Genomic DNA, 17,403 nt, shown 5'->3' on the forward strand with positions numbered 1-17,403 from the left:
CCAGCTGCTCCCCTTTACTCCGAGTCAGCGGCCACCGGCAGCGGTCCCATCAAATCATTAACGGCACGGAATACATCCGGCTGTCTCATGAAATGTTCTCCGACCAGCACGCCATGTGCGCCTACATAATGCAAATACGAGATATCCGCAGGCCGCGATATGCCGCTCTCACTAATAAGCGTCACGCCTTTAGGCACCTCGCCTGCCAGATCGGCCGTCGTTTCCAGCGAGGTTTCGAATGTACGCAAGTTCCGATTGTTAATGCCGATCAAAGACGGATTCAGCTTAAGGACCGTCTGGAGCTCCTCGCGGTCATGGACCTCAATCAAGCAGTCAAGTCCTAGGGAAGCGGCCAGGTCCATAAATTCCGCCATTCGTTCCTGCGTAAGAATTGCAGCAATGAGCAGGATCGCATCGGCGCCAAGCAAACGCGCTTCATAAATTTGAGTCTCGTCGATAATGAAATCCTTGCGAAGCAGAGGCAAACGGACAGCCTCGCGTACAGCCTTTAAATATTCTCCGCTCCCCTGAAAGTACTCCCGGTCCGTCAAGACGGAAAGGCAATCGGCATCGGCGGCCTCGTAGGCTTTCGCGATCATGACCGGATCAAAATCCGGCCGGATCAACCCCTTGGACGGCGAAGCCTTTTTCACTTCGGCGATCAAGCCCATGCTGCGTTTGCGTCCTTCCGCAAGCGCCCTAGCAAATCCGCGAGTCGGCGGCAGCTCCTGAATCCGGCTTTCCGCTTCCGCAGCGGAAAATGTTTCGCGCAACTTCGCGACCTCCTGCTTCTTCGTGGCTACGATTCGATCAAGATACATAGCTTAATTCCCCCGTCCGTATAATAAGCTGCTCCAGTTTTGCCTGGGCAAGCCCTGAATCAATAGCGTGCGCAGCCTGCTGCACGCCTTCCTTCAGACTGTCGGCGAGCCCGGATACGTAGATGCAGGCTCCCGCATTCGCCAGGACGATATCCCGGTACGCGCTTTTCTCTCCGCGGAGCACCGAGCCGATAATCGCGGCATTTTCTTTGGCGTCACCGCCGAGAATCGCGTCCATCGGATGGACCTGCAGGCCTAGGTCGGCAGGATGTATATCGTAGGTCCGCACCTCGCCGCCCCGAAGCTCGGATACTCGGGTCGGAGCCGAAACGCTGATTTCATCCAAACCGTCATGGCTTGTGACAACCATCGCTCTCTTCAATCCGAGTTCCTTCAGTACATGGGCGATCGTTTCCGTCTTGCTCATGTCATATATCCCGAGCATCTGCCGGTCGGCCCCGGCCGGATTCGTCAGCGGCCCCAGCATATTGAACACCGTCCGGACCCCGAGCTCCTTCCGCGGCGCGGCCGCATGCTTCATCGAAGGATGGTAGATCTGGGCGAACAGGAAGCAGATGCCGATATCGTCAAGGCAAGCCTTGGCCTGCTCCGGCGTCAGGTGAATGTTCACCCCCAGCGCTTCCAGCACGTCCGCACTCCCGGCGCGCCCGGAGGCGGAGCGGTTGCCGTGCTTCGCCACCCGGACCGATACCGAGGAGGATATGATGGCCGATACCGTTGAAATATTGAATTTATGAATGCCCGACCCCCCGGTTCCGCAAGTGTCCAACAGCCGATTGCGCTCCGTGACGACTCGCCCGCCGGCGCCTCTCATCGCTTCGGCAAAGCCGGTGATTTCATCGACAGTCTCCCCTTTGATCCGCAGGGCGGTCAGCAGTCCTCCGATCTGAGAAGGAGTGGCCTGCCCGTCCATAATGGACTGCATCACCCCGCGCGCTTCTTCACGGCTCAGGTCTTGGCCTTCAATCAGCTTGGAAATGCTGGATTGCATCGGTTCCATAACGTTCATCTCATTCTCCTCCTCTGAGTTAAGGTGTGTATTGATACAGATAATCCTGATTAATGAAATCCTCAGCGCCGCTGTTCGCCGGGAACATCGCTTCCGCCACCCGGATCGCCTTCAGCATGCCTTTGGCTTTATTGACCGTCTCCTCATACTCCTTCTCGGGAACGGAGTCCCATACGATGCCGGCGCCGGCCTGAACATATGCTTTTCCCCCGCGGAATATAATCGTCCGGATCGTAATACAGGAATCCATGTTGCCGCCAAAACCGAGATATCCGATCGCTCCGGCATAAACGCCCCTGGCTTCCCGCTCGAGCTCCGCAATGATCTCCATCGCTCTCAGCTTCGGCGCGCCTGACACGGTTCCGGCCGGTAGGCAGGAAAGGAACGCATCGAAAAAGTCCTTATTTTCGCTGAGACGTCCGGAAACCCCGGATACCATGTGCATGACATGCGAGTATTTTTCAATCTCCATAAAGGTGTCGCATTTCACCGAGCCGAACTCCGACACGCGCCCGAGGTCGTTTCGTCCCAGATCCACCAGCATCAGATGTTCCGCCCGCTCCTTCTCGTCCTGCAGCAGCTCCTCAGCCAACAGCTGATCCTCGGCTTCGTCGATGCCTCTTGGCCGGGTTCCTGCAATCGGCCTTGTCTCTACGCGCCGGCCGTCAACCTTGACCAGCGCTTCCGGGGAGGTTCCCACGATGATGTCATCGTCCAATTTGAGGTAATACATATACGGCGAAGGGTTCAGCGTGCGGAGCACGCGATAAACGTGAAGCGGCGATACGTCCGTCTCAATATGAAACCGCTGGGACAGCACGACCTGAAAAATATCGCCCGCCCGAATATACTCCTTCGCCTTCTCTACATTGTCCATGTATTTTTCTTTGGTCATGTTCGATTGAATGTCTCCCAGCCCGATATCTGCCGGGATGCTTCTGGAATTCACATTCTCCCTCGGCCCGTCCTCCTGCAGCTGTTCCGCTGCGACCTCGAGCTTGCGCCGCACATGGTCATACTTCTGACGGATGTCCTCGTCCGTATCCCCAGGCTCGACGTGCACGTTGCCGATGAGCATGATTTGCTGCTTCACGTGGTCGAACACGATGACCTGGTCACAGAACATGAACCGGATATCATCCATGCCCAAATCGTCGAGCGCATGCGCAGGCAGCTTCTCGTAATACTGCAGCAGATCGTATCCGAAGAATCCGATCGCCCCGCCTGTAAACGGAGGCATATCCTTAAGCTGCGGGCTGCGGTACTTTCGCAGAAGCGCCTTGAGCTCCTCTACCGGCTTTCCCTTCAGCACGGAACGCTCGCCGTTCATTTCGATTTCGATGCCGCCTTTTTTGCCCCGAATCATCAAGAAGGGATCTGTTCCGATGAACGAATAGCGCGCCCATTGCACGCCGCCCTCTACGCTTTCAAGTAAAAATGCCCGCTTCCGCTCCGCATACCGCTGAAATAAGCGAATCGGCGTCTCCATGTCGGCCAACAGTCGGATCGCTACCGGAATCAGATTATATTCGCCTGCCATTGCCACCACTTGCTCCATCGATGGATGTGCCATGCCAAACCCTCCTTCATGATTGTCAAATACAAAAAAACCTCTACCGAAGTAGAGGTTTGGTTCGTCTGCATATGAGAATTGTTTATTAAGAGCACGGTACAGAAATCCCCAAAGGCTTCACCAAATCCAATGCCGTGCTGTTCGTATACCTGACGCGACATAGAATACGGCATCTGCCGGCATTCCTTCCGCACAAGGTAGAATAGCCCAATCATCATCAATGAACCACGGATTCCTAATCCCGGTATGAAATTGCCTAAGATGCTTAACTCTGCTCTTCTCAACTCAACTCATCTGTGAAACCTAAACTCTACTCAGCTATATTCTGATACCACTATACAGGATGATGGCGGTAATCTGCAACCCTTAATTTTGCTTGTCGGCGCCCGCGCCGGACAAATCCGGGCGAAGCCGTTTCGCTTCGTTCAAATATACATGCTTGATCTCGCTCTGGCTCTTGTCGGTATTGACCTGCACCATGAAGCGGATACAGCGCGGAAGACTGCCCTTCACCGGTATTTCGACGGAGCACATCAAAGGCACGAGGTCCCAGCCCTCCAGCTGGCGGATGGCGCGAGCAGGGAACGCCGCGTCCAAATCCTGCGTCATCGTAATCCAGATGTTGCTTATATATTCCGGCTGAAGGTCGTTGCGCCTAACGATCTCTTCCAACAGGCGGAGCGTCTCCTGCAAAATCTCCTGCTCTTCATTTCGGGTCACCGTTGTGGCTCCCCGGATTCCCCGATTCATCATGTATTAACCTCTCCCTTCAGCTGTTCAACGACCGTTCGAACAGCATCGACCGGTACATCCTTGACGATGCTGACTGACCCGATGGCCTCGGGGACGATAAACACCATCCGGCCTTCGGCGAATTTCTTGTCGTGCTGCATCGCGTCCATAATGTCCTCGACCTTGATATCGGCAGGAAGCGTCACCGGGAGATTCAATGCCTGCAGCATGCCGACCGTCTCGGCGTACAGGCTCTGGTCTCTTCCCAGCATGCCTGCCAGTTTAGCCGAGCCGGCCATTCCGATCGCAATCGCCTCCCCGTGGAGGAAACGCCCGTAACCGCCGACAGCTTCGATCGCATGGCCGATCGTGTGGCCCAAATTCAGAATGGCGCGAAGGCCGCCTTCCCGCTCGTCCTTGGAGACGACATCGGCTTTAATGGCACAGCCACGCTCCAAGCCGTAGATCAAAGTTTCCGGTACAAGGGCGAGCAGCTCCTCGGCATGCTCCCTGCACCAATACGCGAAATCGCGGTCCAAAATGAGACCGTGCTTCACCATTTCGGCGAGCCCGGACGAGACCTCGCGCGGCGGGAGTGACTTCAGTGTATCCACGTCGTAGAGCACCATCGCCGGCTGGTGGAAGGCACCGATCATGTTTTTGGCAAGCGGGTGGTTGACCGCAACCTTGCCGCCCACGCTGCTGTCATGGGCGAGAATGGTTGTCGGGATCTGCACGAACGTGACCCCGCGCATATACGTAGCCGCAACGAAGCCGGCGAGATCGCCGACGACGCCACCGCCGAGGGCAAACACCGCCGAGCTGCGGTCCAGCTTGCCTTGAATCGCGGTCGTCATGACCTCTTCATACACTTGCAGCGATTTGGAGGATTCCCCGGACGGTACGGTATGCGTAACAACCGAATAGCCTTCCGACACCAGCGCTTGTTCTACCTGGGCCAAGTAATGAGGCGCAACCTTGTCATCCGTCACGATCATCTGGGGGCTCTTGATGCTAATGCCGTGCTTTCTGCTCAGTTTCCCGATCGAATCCAAGATCCCGGACCCGATATAGATGGGGTATGAGCGCTCCCCCAGCTCAACTCGCAGCGTCCTCATCTTAGTAGCTCTCCAGCTGCTTCAGGTAGTTTTGGTAATTCGCATGGATCTCCTCCATCGAATCGCCGCCGAATTTCTCCAGGAACGCTTTCGCTACCTCCCATGTCACCACATGCTCCATGACAACGCTGGCCGCAGGGACCGCGCATGCATCCGAGCGTTCCACCTGGGCGGTAAAAGGCTCCTTCGTATCGATATCCACGCTTTGAAGCGGCTTATACAGCGTCGGGATCGGTTTCATGACGCCGCGGACAACGATCGGCATGCCGTTGGTCATCCCGCCTTCGAAGCCGCCCAAGCGATTGGTTGCGCGGTAGTAGCCGCGTTCCTCGCTGTACATGATCTCATCATGCACTTGGGAGCCGCGAAGCTCTCCGGCTTCGAATCCGATGCCGACCTCGACGCCCTTAAAGGCATTAATCGACATCACGCCCTGGGCGATGCGGCCGTCAAGCTTGCGGTCATACTGGACATGACTGCCAAGACCGACCGGCAATCCCTCGATAATGCACTCGACAACGCCGCCGATGGAATCGCCCTCCTGCTTGATCTGGTCGATGTAGGCTTCCATCTTCTTCTCCGTCTCCGCGTCGACGACACGGACCGAGGAGGCCTCCGTGCGCTCGATCAGCTCGTCAATGGGGAGATTGTGCGGAGGCGCCTCAATCTCGCCGATTCGGATGACCTGTCCCGCCACCTTCACGCCGAACTGCTCCAGAAACTGTCTGGCGATGGCGCCGACGGCTACCCGTACGGTCGTCTCCCGCGCGCTGGAGCGCTCCAGCACGTTGCGCAAATCCTTCAGATTATATTTCAGCCCGCCGTTCAGATCCGCATGGCCGGGTCTTGGGCGGTGCACACGCCGCTTCGCTTCGTCATTGCCCTCGATCGGCTCCACGTTCATGATGTTTCTCCAGTGCGTCCAGTCCTTGTTCTCCACGACAAGCGCAACCGGCGCGCCGGTCGTATATCCGTGGCGCACCCCCCCGAGAATCTGGGCCGTATCCTTCTCGATCTGCATGCGGCGTCCGCGGCCGTACCCCTTCTGGCGCCGGTGCAGCTGAAAATTCAGCGCATCGAAATCGATCTTCATATTGCTCGGAAGCCCTTCGATAATCGTAGTCAGCTGAGGCCCGTGCGTTTCTCCCGCCGTTAGAAAACGTAAACTCATGATGCTTTTCCCCCTTTAAACTTTTAAGCGTTAAAACGCTAAAATCCGTAAATATCTTCTGATCATTATAGTATAGCTAATACGCTTTGACAAGAATCCCTCTATACAGCAAAAGCGCCTCTCATCCCCGGATGGAAAAGCGCTTCGCCTATACGGTCAGCCTGCTCGCAATAGCGATGCGGGCCATGATTGGATGTTATCGATCCTTATGCCGGCTGTTCGCTCCGGCTGCCGCTTCGCACACAGTGAACTAGAGCTTCCGGTAAAAAAACGTTTCGTTGCTCTCCAAGCCGTATTGGCCCGGATTGAAGATTTGCTCGGTGCTGCCCACAAACAGAAATCCGCCGGGCTTCAAACTTGCAGCAAACTTCATATACAGCTTATGCTTGGCATCCTCTGTAAAATAAATCATGACATTGCGGCACACGATCAGGTCGAAGCCGGTATCGAACCGGTCCGTCAACAGGTTCTGCTTCTGGAAAACGATCTCCTTCTTCAAGGTGTCGCTGAACCGGTACAAGGGGCCTTCTTCCGTGAAATACCGTGAGGCTACCTCCGGCGGCACGTCCTTTAACGAACGCTCAAGATACATTCCTTCCTTCGCCTTCTGCAGCGCTCCCTCATCGATATCGCTTGCCATAATGCGCGCCCGGTTCAGCAGCTTCTTCTCCGCCAAGATCATCGCCAGGGTATACGGCTCCTCGCCTGTGGAGCAGGCAGCGCTCCACAGCTTAAGCGTACCCGGGTTCTGCTCGGCAATGGAAGGCAGGATCTTCTCTTTCAAAATTTCCCACCGGTTCGGGTTCCGCCAAAACTCTGACACGTTGATCGTCATCCGGTCCAGAAATTCATGAAAAAGCGGCTTGTCCTTCATCATCGCTTCATAAAATGCCGCAAAGGTCGAGTAGCCCTTCTTGTTGCGCAGCGTCGTCAGCCGCCGTTTCATCTGCGCTTCTTTGTAATCCGCCAGATTAATTCCCGTGCTCCGCTCGATGCTGCGAACGAAGCCGACATAATCCTGGTCCTCCGGCAATAATCCATGTTCCGTCATCTTATCATCCTGTTACTGTAAATTATTATAATTTGCTTAACTTCCGCTTATCGGCTACAGCCAAGGAGCAAGCGTTTTCTCATATTGAACGAGCTCCGACTCGTCGAAAAAGTTGGCGATCTCGCGCTTAGCGCTTTCAGGCGAATCCGATCCGTGGATCAGATTATGCGGCGTGTGGGAGGCGAAGTCGCCGCGGATCGTACCCGGCTGCGCTTCCTTCACATTCGTTTTGCCGATGACCTGACGGGACAGGGCGATAATGTCATCGCCTTCCCATACCATCGCGAATACCGGTCCCGACGTAATAAAGCCGACGAGGTTATCGTAAAAATCCTTACCTTCATGCTCGGCATAATGGCGCTTCGCCTGCTCGTCCGATATCTGCAGAAACTTGCCCGCGACCATTTTGAAGCCTTTATCCTCCAAACGGCCGACGATGCGGCCGATCAGTCCGCGCTGGACACCATCCGGCTTAATCATTAAAAAAGTACGTTCCATAGCCCTCATCACTTTCCTCTCCTGCCAGGATATTGAACAATCTTATCATGCTCATGTGATGTTACATGTGTACCCTTATTTTAACAGAAAGCTTCTCGTGTCGATATGACTAATATGACCGCTTGGTTATAAAATGTGCGATATCCTTCAGTTGTTTTCTCGTCTTGATGTCCGGGAGGTCCGACAAGGCGTCAAGCGCCTTCGTAATATACCGGTCCGCCAGCGCTTCCGATCTGGCGATTCCGCTGCTCGACGTCACAAGCTTAACGGCCTCGGAGACATCGCACTGGCCGTTCAACGCATGAATGCGGTCCAGCTCCTTCAGCAGCGGCTCCCTGCGCTCGGGATCCTCGAGGGCATAGATGACCGGGAGCGTGATATTCCCCTGGCGCATGTCGCTTCCCGGCGGCTTGCCGATCTGCTTCTCGCTGCCGCACAGGTCCAGCAGGTCGTCCTGGATCTGAAAAGCCATCCCGACGTTGTATCCAAAACGGTACAGACTGGCGGCGATTCTCCGGTCCGCATCGGCAGCCAGCGCTCCAAGCTGGCAGCTGATCGCGATCAGAAGAGAGGTTTTGCGCCGGATACGCAGCAGATACCTTCTGACATCCTGCGAGACGTTAAAGAAATCACGGATTTGCTCCATCTCGCCGATAGACATCTCCACCATCGCTTTCGCCAAAATCTGATGAATTTCCGGCTGCTTTAGCCGGGTGGTCAAATCCAACGCTTTGCCATATATGTAATCACCGGTGTACATAGCGATCCGATTGTCCCATTTCGCCTTCACCGTCGGCTTTCCCCGGCGCGTGCTGGCATCGTCGATCACATCGTCATGCACCAGAGAAGCGCTGTGAATCAGCTCCAGGGGCACGGCGACATGCTTCAGCTTCTCAATGTCATAGCTGCCGAACTTGCCGCCCATCAGAACAAATACGGGACGAAGCCGCTTGCCGCCCGCCCGGAGCAGATGCAGCGAGGTCTCCGTCAGTTCGGGACTGTCGCCTTCGACACTGCGGTAAAGCTCTTTTTCGATGACATCCATATCTTTTTTAAGAGTTCCGAATATATCAAATCGTTTCATTTCTTCACCCGCACGCTTCGTTTCTCATTCCACAGCTCCGGCACGACGACATGATCCAGCAGGCCGAGCTCATAAGCGAATTTGAAATATAAGCGAAGTCCTTCCTGTTGTCGTTCATCAAAATCGTAGCACAGGTTCGTAAAGTAATGCTTCCAGTATGCCGCGCTTCCCCCGATCCGGCTGACAGCCTCCTCAACGATCGGGGTCAAATCGCTCAAGCTCCGCCGCTTGCTCTCAAGGAACATATCGGCGATTTCCGCCATGCCCTCCGGGTTGCGCTCCACGGCGTCCCGGTTGACCGCCCAGACGGCAAACGTCATGCTGCACCCCGTCCAATCCTTCCACCACTGGCCAAGATCCGTTCTGTAATATTCCGTATTGCTCCATGAAGCCCGGATCGCATGATCGCCGATCAGAAGGGCCGCATCCGCTTGGGCCATCATTTCGGTCAGATCCGGCTCGCAGGTGATGTAGGAGTAAGTACCGCCGAGCGATTTCTCCAATAATATTTTCAATAAGTTGATCGACGTTGCCGACGTATTCGTAAGCGCGACTTTAGCTTCCTTCAGCTGCTGAAGCGGCACCTTCGTAAACAAGAAGATCGAGTTAACCGCCCCGTCCGCGCTCACGGATAAATCCGGCAGAAGCAGCAAGCGATCCGCTACCTCCGCATAGGCGAATGAGGATAATGCGCCGATCTGGATGCTGCCCTCGTGCATTCTCCGGTTGAGCTCGGCCGGAACGGCCGCGACCATATCCGCCGGCGTGCCGAGCGCTGCAGGATCCACGTAATGAAACACGGGCCAAGCGTTGGTATAACTGATCTTGCCGATGATGGTTTTGTTGTCTTCCCCCGGCATATTAGTCACCCCATCTTTTATACAAATGATGTTCGATTCTCAAGCTGTCCAGTACTTTGCCCACCATAAAATTCACGATATCATCGAGCGTTTGCGGCCCGAAGTAAAATGCCGGCATCGCCGGAATGATCTTCACCCCGAGCCGGGCCAGCGTCAGCATGTTCTCCAGGTGGATCGCATGCAGCGGCGTTTCCCTCGGAACGAGCACGAGCGGGCGCCCTTCCTTCATCATGACGTCGGCGGCCCGTCCCATCAAATTATCGGAAGCGCCGTGGGCCACGGAAGATAATGTGCCCATGGAGCATGGCATAATGATCATGCCCTCGACCAGATAGGAGCCGCTGGCAATGGTGGCCCCGATATCAGCGATCGGATGATAAACGATCTGTCCCTCGTACCCTCCGAAACGCTCGAGAACGGCAGCCTCCCGGCTCGCCGCTTCGAAGCCCATCTCCTCCTTCAGCACACGCCATCCGGCATTCGTAATGACGAGGTGAACGTCATATCCAAGCGACAGCAGGCTTTCCGTGAGACGCACGCCGTATATGCTTCCGCTTGCGCCCGTTATTCCGACAACCCAGCTTTTTCTCCGCACGGCCTCCATCACAGGTAACGCACCACCAAATCAATCAGAGTAAAGACGAACAGGACGATGCTCAGCGTGCTGTTCATCGTAAAGAAGGCGGTCTGCAGGCGGCTCATATCGTTCGGCGACAGAATGTAATGCTGATAGAACAGAATGCCAAGAGCGATAATCATCCCGATGAGATACCACCAGCTGAGCGGTGTGATGAAAAATAGAACGATAAAGCCCAAGGCAGTAACGGCATGAAAGCCGCGGGCGAACCATAACGCGTGATGCAAGCCGAAACGGGAAGGGATCGAATACAAGCCTTCCTTCTCATCGAACTCCTGGTCCTGGCATGCATAGATCACATCGAATCCGGCCGTCCAGAACGCCAGCGCGACATAAAAGAGCAGCGCCTTCCAATCCACCTGACCTGTAACGGCGACCCAGCCTCCCAGCGGCGCAAGCGCGGTGGTCAAGCCAAGCACGACATGGCACAGCCAGGTAAAGCGCTTCGTAAAGGAATAAATAATAAGCAAAAAGATAGCGATCGGCAGCAGCCGGAAAGCAAACGGGTCCAGCTCATAGGTCGCCCAGAAAAAGACGGCGAACGATAAAATAATAAAAATGATGACTTCAAACGGTTTAAGCAGTCCAGCCGGGATGGCCCGTCCTGCTGTCCGCGGGTTTTTGGCGTCAATATATTGATCGGTTAGCCGGTTGAGTCCGAACGCGGCGCTGCGTGCTCCGAACATGGCCAGAAAAATCCATCCGATGTCTCCCCAGGAAGGCAGGTGATCGAACACCACGGCCGACCCCAGAATCGCCCCCATAAATGCGAAAGGCAGAGCAAACAAGGTATGCTCCACTTTGATCATTTCCAGATAAGTCCCAATTTTCTTAAACATTCCGATTCTCCTTGATCCCAATGTGTAAGGCTGCGATGCCACCAGTCAAGGGATAGGCCTGGACCTCCTTAAGTCCGGTCTGACGGAAAGCTTCGGCTAACTCCTCTCTGCCGGGAAACAGCTTCAGCGAGTCGGGCAGCCATTTATACTGCTCATAGCGCTTCGCCACCAGTTGTCCCATGCGTGGCAGCAGTTGTTGAAAATAGAAATAATAAAGTCCTTTGAACGGCTGCCAGGTCGGCTTGGACAGTTCCAGACATACAACCATCCCGCCCGGCTTCACCACACGCTGCATTTCGCGAAGAACCTGCATATAATCCGGAACGTTCCGCAGTCCGAAACCGATCGTCGCATAATCGAATTGATTGTCCTCGAACGGCAGTTCCATCGCATTGCCTTGCACCAGCCTAATCTGCCTCTCAAGACCGTTCCTGGCAACCTTCTCCCGGCCGACCTTCAGCATCCCCTCGCTGAAATCCAGCCCGACTATGTGTCCAGTTTCACTTGCCTGGGCCATGCTAATCGTCCAGTCGCAAGTTCCGCAGCACAAGTCAATTGCGGTATCGCCCTGGCGCATATTCATCTTCTTCATCGTGAACCTGCGCCAGGTCTTGTGTCTTCTAAAGCTGAGGATGTCATTCATCATATCGTATTTGCCGGCAATGCTCTCAAATACGGAATGGACATGCTCCTCTTTCGGCGTGCTGCCGTTACGCCGGGAATCCGGCGTCATCGTTTGTTTATCCACTGACATCACCTATCCTCCCCTTACAACAGACGAAACGGTGCCAAGCCGGTGCAGGAACGGCTCCAGCAAGCAACTGTACGGGCAATCCCCAGACCGTCCCGCAAGCAGCTGCTGCAGGTTGGCCACCGTCTCCCGCAGCTTGTCCAGGAGCCGCTCGGCAGCCTTGTACTTCAGAATAAGCTTCTTCCAATCCTTCGGGTCCGCCTTCTTCCCGACCAGCAGCCTGCGTTCCTCTTCGCTTGCCGTTTCGATCAAGTGCCAATAACTGTAGCTCCATCTTCCCGAATCCGGAGAGACGCAGCGCTTCATCTCTTGAACCAGGGTTTCGCACTGCGTGAATTCCTTCAGCAGCGTCCTCCATGTCTCGTGAACCGATTTTTCTAGCAGGGGGGTAAAAGAAAGAAACAGCTGCATATTCAGCTGTACCGTTTGCCGTAAATATTCTTCAGAAGGCACCAGCGTATCTTTCATTTTGCCATACAGGTTCATTTTCATCACATTAACACTGCTTACCGCCCGGCTCAAAAGCGAGATGACCGCAATTTCGCCCTTCTGTGCAAGAAGCTGGTAAAACCGGCTGCTGAAGTAGTCCCCGGCGAGCACCTTTAATTGACGGGAGCGCATCATGGCCTCCCCTTGGTTGCCCTCGGCAACATCGATGCTCTCATGCGTATCAAGACCCATCTGAACCAGCGAGGCGACCAGCGCGTATAATTCTTCGAGTCCGGCAATATTTCTTCCCGAGTCCTTCAAAAATATGTATAGCAAATGAACACGGGCGTCCGGAAAGTCCGGTAGTTCCGTGTGATTCTGGATCATATCATAATTTATATATTTCTCTGCCAGTTCTGGTACGCGATACGGTTTCATCCTCAGCCTCCGTGCACTTGATGTTCTATGGTCTATTGAGCCAACAATCCAATCTATTATAACACATGTTCCGGGCACGTACATGCCTGTCACTTACTATTTTAACCGTTTCACGGACTGCTGAACTGCTTCTGCCAAAGATTCGTAAAAGTTAAATTGAGCGAGGCTGCCAAGGATGGCGGCACATCGCCGTTTCGAAGCTGGCTCAGCGCTTCTGCGTAGCGCGGCTCCCAGGATTCTCTGTTCATATTCGAAGCAAGAAGCAGATACCGCTTCCCGCCCCAGCGATCGATCGCGATCACCCTCAAGTACAGCTGCCTCACATTATCCGTTCCTTCGAACGCGAAGGACATAATGCCGGCTATATCCTCATACACGTCTCCGACGTCCTCCCCGGGATCACTCAGCTTGATATCCATCGTCAGTGAGCCGTCATCATAATCCGCCCGGCTTATTTTAAGATGAAGCGGAAGATTCATCAGCGAGTCGACCAAGCCGGCATCCGTCAGCTCACGGCTGTGATAAGGGACCGCAGCGGTGACCGTCTCGATTTTTTGGCGCGCATGCGACTTTAACTCCAGCAGGATGACGAGCATCATGAATGCGATCGCGGCCGGTACAAGCACAGCCCGTACAATTTGCCATTGCCTCATGTCGAATACCCCCTAGCCTTAGTTTCTTCCGCTCCTCTTAAGTCCATACCTCATTGTATAAAGAAAAAAAGCAGGCTATGCCTGCTGCAAAAGAAAACAATAGATGAATGTTCGATGATCTTGCCTTTAGCCCTCATCGGTCATAGCGTTCTCGAATAACCTGCCCTAAAAATCAGCTGCCGGATTCGATCTTGCCGTGCTTCGTGATGATTTCAGCTTTGCCGCGGATTTTCACCGCAGATGTATGATCCGTAAATTGGGCGATGATGACTTCGCCTTTGTCCAGCTTCTCGGTATGATGAAACCGTGTGTCCTGTCCGCGCGTAAGGCCGATCACCTGTACGCCGTGATCCAGCGCCTTGACAACGAAATAATCGCCGTTTTGAACGTTCTCCATTCCCCAGACCTCCTCGCCGTAAATCTAAAAGAAAAGGCCGTGAACGAATTCACGACCTGTGCTCTTAGGTAATATGTAGAAATCTTTATTTGATTCCGTCTTTGAGCGCTTTACCAGGTTTAAATGCAGGAATTTTGCTCGCAGGGATTTCGATTTCTTCACCTGTTTGCGGGTTGCGGCCTTTCCGTGCGGAACGCTCGCGAACCTCGAAGTTGCCGAAACCAACCAATTGGACTTTATCCCCGTTTTGCAGTGCTTCGGAAATTGCATCGAAAACGGCATCAACCGCTTTAGTCGCATCTTTCTTGGAAAGCTCAGCAGATTCAGCTACTTGAGTAATCAGATCCGATTTATTCATTCTTTCACCTCCCTAACTAGGAATGTGCTCCACTTGCTATACACTGTTTCCGTTTTACCGCAAATTATACGTGCAATCGGGTATTTTCCCCTATTTCGCGTTTCGAATGCATGACGCGGAACAAATTTATAGTAATACAGCCATCTCATAATTTCAAGCGTTTTGCTTTAGCGGACCGGAGAAAACACGAAAAACAGCCGCTAATCGGGACTTTTGGCCCGTTAGCGACTGCGTTTTCACCACCATATTGGCGCTCACTTACAGAATGATTGCGATCAGACCGCCGGAGCCCTCGTTAATAATCCGCCCCAGCGTTTCCTGAAGCTTGTATCTGGCATTGTCCGGCATCATCGCGATTTTGCCCTGAATGCCTTCCCGGACGATGGAATGGAGGGACCGGCCGAAAATATCGGATTCCCAAATTTTGATCGGATCGTTCTCGAAGTCCTGCATCAGATAGCGGACAAGCTCCTCGCTCTGCTTCTCGGTGCCGATAATCGGCGAGAACTCCGATTCGACATCGACGCGGATCATATGAATGGACGGCGCGGTCGCTTTCAGTCTTACCCCGAAGCGGGTGCCTTGGCGGATCAGCTCAGGCTCATCCAGCGCCATTTCGGCAAGGGAAGGCGCGGCAATGCCGTATCCGGTCGTCTTGACCATCTCAAGCGCCTCTGCGAACCGGTCATACTCGCGCTTCGCATGGGAGAATTCCTGCATCAGCTGCAGCAGGTGGTCTTTGCCGCGGATTTCTACCCCGACGACCTCCATCAAAATGCGGTCGTACAATTCGTCCGGCGCGAAGAGGTCAATCTCGGCCACACCCTGCCCCATATTCATGCCGCTAAGTCCGGCCCGATCGATAAAGTCATATTCCATGAACTGGCTTACGACCCGGTCGACATCGCGCAGACGGCGGATATCCTTCACCGTATCCCTTACCGAGTTCTCATAGTTGCTGCGCAGCCAATGGTTCTCGTTCAGCACCATGACCCAGCTCGGCAGGTTGACATTCACTTCATGAACCGGGAATTCATACAATACTTCACGGAGAACCCCAGTGACATCATCCTCGGTCATCGTGGCCGCGCTGAGCGTCATGACCGGAATATCATATTTCTCGGCCAGCTCGTTGCGGAGCTGCAGCGCCTCCTCGCTTCTAGGGCGGGTGGAGTTGATGACGACAACGAACGGCTTGCCAACTTCCTTGAGCTCCTCAATGACCCGCTCTTCCGCCTCGACATAGGAGCTGCGCGGGATTTCCGCGATGCTTCCGTCGGTCGTGACGACAACGCCGAGCGTGGAATGCTCTTGGATGACCTTGCGGGTTCCGATTTCAGCCGCCTCCTGGAACGGAATCGGCTCCTCGAACCATGGCGTGGAAATCATTCGCGGACCGTTCTCATCCTCATAGCCTTTGGCCCCTTCCACGGCATACCCGACGCAGTCCACCAGTCTTACGTTGACCTCTAATCCTTCCGTTACTTTGATCTGCACCGCATTGTTCGGTACAAATTTCGGTTCGGTGGTCATGATCGTTTTTCCTGCAGCGCTTTGAGGCAGCTCATCGACAGCTCTTACTCGATCCGCCTCGTTCGTAATGTTCGGGAGTACAACCGTCTCCATAAAACGCTTGATGAAGGTTGATTTTCCCGTACGGACGGCCCCGACGACACCTAAATAAATGTCCCCTCCGGTCCGTTCGGCAATGTCCTTAAAAATGTCCACTTTTTCCAAAAGAGATCCCCTCCTCAAATTACTCCGAAGGAAAAATGCTTTAAGAGCATCCGCTTCGTGTTCCACTCATAGCCAAAGCCATTGCAACAGATGAGCAGCTTTCACCTTTGTCGCCAGCAGTCCGCCGCCGTAGATTCCATGGGTTTATGGATGGAAACGGCAAAGCGGCGTAACTCGTACATGCATTTGGACTAGTAACATCTTATGTACCGGGTCTAAAAATATGACGGTTGCCCACGATGTCTCCGTCCATTTTTTTTGCTTTGATAGATGCTTCTCTTAACTCGATCATGCTATGGGCAACCGGCATCATGCCCGCACGACTCTTTCAGATTATGTGTATGTCGCGATCTTGATAGATATTCCACTAGATTGGCAATATGGATAAACTTTTTGATCGATAGAAAAAGAGCATTCCCCAGTAGGTTAACCTACGAAGGGAATGCTCTATCGAATTATTCAGGATGCCGGCTGCGCAACCGGCTGTTGATTCATCCAGGCATACGGGACGGATTTCACCGGGACGAAATAGGATTCCTTCTCCAGGAAAATCCTTAAGTCCTCGCCTTCTTTGGGCTCAGAGCCATCCTTCTGGACGGCCTGCATAATATCGAAGGCATAATCGGCATACACCTTGCCTGCCTCATCCATGATGAAGGTCATCTCCTGGCCGGAGAATACGCTCATCAGCTTCAACGATTTGGCATCGGTCTTTGACAGGTCCACCGCCTTATAGCCGGGATACAGCGTCTCACCGGCCGGCAGGGCTCCGTCATTGCCCATTTTGTACAAATTGACGGCACGCTGTACATCGTTGACCGCTTGAACGGTTGTCAAATCCATCACCTTGACGGTCGGATCACTTTCTTCATTAATGATCAGAAAATAGCCGGTTCCTCCTTTTTCAAAGGCGGTCGCCGGGATTTGATCGATATATCCGCGGTTCTTCAGCAGTTCAAGGTCTACCCGGTACTTCTCATAACGCGGCACCTCTGGCCCTGCCGTAATGATAGGCAGCACCCCTTGCTCCTTAAAGTAATCATCAACCGCGGATTGAATCCGCTTAACACTTTCTCTATACGAAACTTTATTCTCGCCCGCTCCCTCGTCAGGATACAAGCATCCGGTCATCAGCAATGAGAACAACACCAGGACCAGGGCTGCAAAAAGGGGCTTTGCACTTTCTGCAGTAGGAATCATCCGATTGATCCTATTCAAATCAACAT

General features: G+C 53.9%; 19 protein-coding genes. All 19 read right to left on the reverse strand.

Translation table 11 applies throughout. The features are described from left to right. Positions 1-14: 14 nt before the first annotated feature. Positions 15-821, reverse strand: coding sequence for an indole-3-glycerol phosphate synthase TrpC (trpC, locus tag MKX76_RS11940; protein ID WP_341033830.1), 807 nt, complete (start codon positions 819-821; stop codon positions 15-17). Beyond that, the gene (gene trpD, locus MKX76_RS11945) at positions 811-1,851 is read right to left on the reverse strand and encodes an anthranilate phosphoribosyltransferase (RefSeq protein ID WP_028403632.1); all 1,041 of its coding nucleotides are present in this window, start codon (positions 1,849-1,851) and stop codon (positions 811-813) included. The genes trpC and trpD overlap by 11 nt, the downstream gene beginning before the upstream one ends. Before the next feature lie 19 nt (positions 1,852-1,870). Beyond that, entirely contained in the window at positions 1,871-3,424 is a 1,554-nt protein-coding gene (trpE, locus tag MKX76_RS11950) for an anthranilate synthase component I (protein WP_341033832.1), read from the reverse strand. A gap of 366 nt (positions 3,425-3,790) precedes the next feature. After that, the gene (aroH, locus tag MKX76_RS11955) at positions 3,791-4,177 is read right to left on the reverse strand and encodes a chorismate mutase (RefSeq protein WP_007129828.1); all 387 of its coding nucleotides are present in this window, start codon (positions 4,175-4,177) and stop codon (positions 3,791-3,793) included. Next, a complete protein-coding gene (aroB, locus tag MKX76_RS11960; protein WP_251536861.1) occupies positions 4,174-5,274 on the reverse strand; it encodes a 3-dehydroquinate synthase in 1,101 nt (366 codons plus the stop codon). Before aroB ends, aroH begins: the two co-directional genes overlap by 4 nt. Position 5,275: 1 nt before the next feature. Continuing rightward, positions 5,276-6,445 carry a chorismate synthase gene (gene aroC / locus MKX76_RS11965; protein ID WP_077565432.1) on the reverse strand — a complete coding sequence of 390 codons (1,170 nt, stop codon included), beginning with the start codon at positions 6,443-6,445 and terminating at the stop codon, positions 5,276-5,278. A gap of 250 nt (positions 6,446-6,695) precedes the next feature. After that, positions 6,696-7,496, reverse strand: coding sequence for a CheR family methyltransferase (locus tag MKX76_RS11970; RefSeq protein ID WP_251536863.1), 801 nt, complete (start codon positions 7,494-7,496; stop codon positions 6,696-6,698). Between the two features lie 54 nt (positions 7,497-7,550). Continuing rightward, positions 7,551-7,994 (reverse strand): nucleoside-diphosphate kinase, encoded by a 444-nt coding sequence (gene ndk, locus MKX76_RS11975; RefSeq protein ID WP_028403634.1) that lies wholly within the window; start codon positions 7,992-7,994, stop codon positions 7,551-7,553. Positions 7,995-8,103: 109 nt separating this feature from the next. Then, complete coding sequence (locus tag MKX76_RS11980) at positions 8,104-9,078, reverse strand: polyprenyl synthetase family protein (protein WP_251536865.1); 975 nt, start codon at positions 9,076-9,078, stop codon at positions 8,104-8,106. Then, positions 9,075-9,938: a menaquinone biosynthesis protein gene (locus MKX76_RS11985; protein ID WP_007129822.1), complete on the reverse strand. Its 864-nt coding sequence runs from the start codon at positions 9,936-9,938 to the stop codon at positions 9,075-9,077. Before MKX76_RS11985 ends, MKX76_RS11980 begins: the two co-directional genes overlap by 4 nt. Before the next feature lies 1 nt (position 9,939). Beyond that, on the reverse strand, positions 9,940-10,542 hold the full coding sequence (locus tag MKX76_RS11990) for a UbiX family flavin prenyltransferase (RefSeq protein WP_007129821.1): 603 nt from the start codon (positions 10,540-10,542) through the stop codon (positions 9,940-9,942). Beyond that, a complete protein-coding gene (locus tag MKX76_RS11995) occupies positions 10,542-11,414 on the reverse strand; it encodes a UbiA-like polyprenyltransferase (RefSeq protein WP_007129820.1) in 873 nt (290 codons plus the stop codon). Before MKX76_RS11995 ends, MKX76_RS11990 begins: the two co-directional genes overlap by 1 nt. Continuing rightward, positions 11,407-12,168, reverse strand: a complete 762-nt coding sequence (locus MKX76_RS12000) for a demethylmenaquinone methyltransferase (protein WP_260985699.1) — start codon at positions 12,166-12,168, stop codon at positions 11,407-11,409. The genes MKX76_RS11995 and MKX76_RS12000 overlap by 8 nt, the downstream gene beginning before the upstream one ends. A gap of 3 nt (positions 12,169-12,171) precedes the next feature. Further along, complete coding sequence (locus MKX76_RS12005) at positions 12,172-13,032, reverse strand: heptaprenyl diphosphate synthase component 1 (RefSeq protein ID WP_007129818.1); 861 nt, start codon at positions 13,030-13,032, stop codon at positions 12,172-12,174. Between the two features lie 110 nt (positions 13,033-13,142). After that, positions 13,143-13,685 carry a hypothetical protein gene (locus tag MKX76_RS12010; RefSeq protein ID WP_007129817.1) on the reverse strand — a complete coding sequence of 181 codons (543 nt, stop codon included), beginning with the start codon at positions 13,683-13,685 and terminating at the stop codon, positions 13,143-13,145. Positions 13,686-13,857: 172 nt separating this feature from the next. After that, positions 13,858-14,082, reverse strand: a complete 225-nt coding sequence (mtrB, locus tag MKX76_RS12015; RefSeq protein WP_007129816.1) for a trp RNA-binding attenuation protein MtrB — start codon at positions 14,080-14,082, stop codon at positions 13,858-13,860. An 85-nt stretch (positions 14,083-14,167) separates the two neighbouring features. Next, positions 14,168-14,440 carry an HU family DNA-binding protein gene (locus tag MKX76_RS12020; protein ID WP_007129815.1) on the reverse strand — a complete coding sequence of 91 codons (273 nt, stop codon included), beginning with the start codon at positions 14,438-14,440 and terminating at the stop codon, positions 14,168-14,170. Positions 14,441-14,698: 258 nt separating this feature from the next. Continuing rightward, positions 14,699-16,177 (reverse strand): stage IV sporulation protein A, encoded by a 1,479-nt coding sequence (gene spoIVA, locus MKX76_RS12025; RefSeq protein WP_007129814.1) that lies wholly within the window; start codon positions 16,175-16,177, stop codon positions 14,699-14,701. 459 nt (positions 16,178-16,636) lie between these two features. Next, the gene (locus MKX76_RS12030; protein WP_373872048.1) at positions 16,637-17,395 is read right to left on the reverse strand and encodes a hypothetical protein; all 759 of its coding nucleotides are present in this window, start codon (positions 17,393-17,395) and stop codon (positions 16,637-16,639) included. Positions 17,396-17,403: the final 8 nt, after the last annotated feature.

The organism is Paenibacillus sp. FSL R5-0810, from assembly GCF_038002285.1.
Taxonomy (GTDB): domain Bacteria; phylum Bacillota; class Bacilli; order Paenibacillales; family Paenibacillaceae; genus Paenibacillus_AQ; species Paenibacillus_AQ lactis.

Bases quoted from the DNA above. Each gene is read 5' to 3' on its own strand.
- trpD (WP_028403632.1), bottom strand. From the start codon at position 1,851: ATGAACGTTATGGAACCGATGCAATCCAGCATTTCCAAGCTGATTGAA.
- mtrB (WP_007129816.1), bottom strand. From the start codon at position 14,082: ATGGAGAACGTTCAAAACGGCGATTATTTCGTTGTCAAGGCGCTGGAT.
- MKX76_RS12020 (WP_007129815.1), bottom strand. From the start codon at position 14,440: ATGAATAAATCGGATCTGATTACTCAAGTAGCTGAATCTGCTGAGCTT.
- MKX76_RS12010 (WP_007129817.1), bottom strand. From the start codon at position 13,685: ATGAGGCAATGGCAAATTGTACGGGCTGTGCTTGTACCGGCCGCGATC.
- ndk (WP_028403634.1), bottom strand. From the start codon at position 7,994: ATGGAACGTACTTTTTTAATGATTAAGCCGGATGGTGTCCAGCGCGGA.
- trpC (WP_341033830.1), bottom strand. From the start codon at position 821: ATGTATCTTGATCGAATCGTAGCCACGAAGAAGCAGGAGGTCGCGAAG.
- aroB (WP_251536861.1), bottom strand. From the start codon at position 5,274: ATGAGGACGCTGCGAGTTGAGCTGGGGGAGCGCTCATACCCCATCTAT.
- aroH (WP_007129828.1), bottom strand. From the start codon at position 4,177: ATGATGAATCGGGGAATCCGGGGAGCCACAACGGTGACCCGAAATGAA.
- MKX76_RS11970 (WP_251536863.1), bottom strand. From the start codon at position 7,496: ATGACGGAACATGGATTATTGCCGGAGGACCAGGATTATGTCGGCTTC.
- aroC (WP_077565432.1), bottom strand. From the start codon at position 6,445: ATGAGTTTACGTTTTCTAACGGCGGGAGAAACGCACGGGCCTCAGCTG.
- MKX76_RS11995 (WP_007129820.1), bottom strand. From the start codon at position 11,414: ATGTTTAAGAAAATTGGGACTTATCTGGAAATGATCAAAGTGGAGCAT.
- MKX76_RS11985 (WP_007129822.1), bottom strand. From the start codon at position 9,938: ATGCCGGGGGAAGACAACAAAACCATCATCGGCAAGATCAGTTATACC.
- MKX76_RS11990 (WP_007129821.1), bottom strand. From the start codon at position 10,542: ATGGAGGCCGTGCGGAGAAAAAGCTGGGTTGTCGGAATAACGGGCGCA.
- MKX76_RS12000 (WP_260985699.1), bottom strand. From the start codon at position 12,168: ATGTCAGTGGATAAACAAACGATGACGCCGGATTCCCGGCGTAACGGC.
- trpE (WP_341033832.1), bottom strand. From the start codon at position 3,424: ATGGCACATCCATCGATGGAGCAAGTGGTGGCAATGGCAGGCGAATAT.
- MKX76_RS11980 (WP_251536865.1), bottom strand. From the start codon at position 9,078: ATGAAACGATTTGATATATTCGGAACTCTTAAAAAAGATATGGATGTC.
- MKX76_RS12005 (WP_007129818.1), bottom strand. From the start codon at position 13,032: ATGAAACCGTATCGCGTACCAGAACTGGCAGAGAAATATATAAATTAT.